A 1,005-nucleotide genomic window follows, 5' to 3' on the forward strand; every position below is an offset into this window, starting at 1 on the left:
GCGCCGGAGAAACCGGGCGTGGCCCGGGCGACAGCGTCCCAGTCGACGTCCGGTGCCAGGGTCTTGCCGCGGGCGTGGACGGCCAGGATGGCCGCCCGTTCGGCCTGGTTGGGCAGCGGCACGGTCACGTGCCGGTCGAAGCGGCCGGGGCGCAGCAGCGCCGGGTCGAGGGCCTCGGGCCGGTTGGTCGCGGCCAGGACGACGATGCCGCTGGCCTGGTCGAAGCCGTCCATCTCGGCGAGGAGCTGGTTGAGGGTCTGCTCGCGTTCGTCGTTGCCGCCCAGTCGGGCAGCCCCGCCGCGACGGCTGCCGACGGCGTCGATCTCGTCGATGAAGATGATCGAGGGGGCCCGTTTGCGCGCGTCGGCGAACAGGTCGCGCACCCGGGAGGCCCCGACACCGACGAACATCTCCACGAACGCGGAGCCGGTCACCGACAGGAACGGGACCTCCGCCTCACCGGCCACCGCGCGGGCGATGAGGGTTTTGCCGGTGCCCGGCGGGCCCACCATGATCACACCACGTGGCCCCTTGGCTCCCGCGACCGCGTAGCGCTCGGGGCTGCGCAGGAAGTCGACGATCTCGCTGATCTCCTGCTTGACGCCTCCGTAGCCCGCGACGTCCTCGAAGCGGGTGGTCGGCCGCTCGGTCTCGATGATCTTGGCGCGGGCCCGCCCGATGGCGCTGAGCCCCCCGCCCAGTGTCCTTGCTGCCTGGCGGCCGGTCCACACGAACAGAGCGACGACGAACAGAAGTGGCAGGAACAGCACCAGCAGTGTCCCGAGGGGGCTGCCGCTGCTGCTCCGGGACGCGGTGATCTCCACGTTCTTGGACTGCAACTGCTGCTCCAGGCGGCTGTTGTCCAAGGCGGTGGGTATCCGCGTGGTGAATTTCCTACCGTCCTTGAGGGTTCCCTTGATGGCGCCCTTGTCGTCGATGTCGACCGTCTTGACCTGACCGACGCTCACCTTGCCGACGAACTGGCTGTACGACAGCGACGCGCCC

1 protein-coding gene is annotated in these 1,005 nt (G+C 70.1%); it reads right to left on the reverse strand.

Annotation, left to right across the window (positions count from 1 at the left end):
- Positions 1 to 1,005, reverse strand: a 1,005-nt coding sequence (locus ACZ7L9_RS38125) for an ATP-dependent metallopeptidase FtsH/Yme1/Tma family protein (RefSeq protein ID WP_471422105.1), incomplete at both ends; no start/stop codon positions are given.

The sequence above is a fragment of the Streptomyces sp. NPDC111516 genome, from assembly GCF_055635345.1.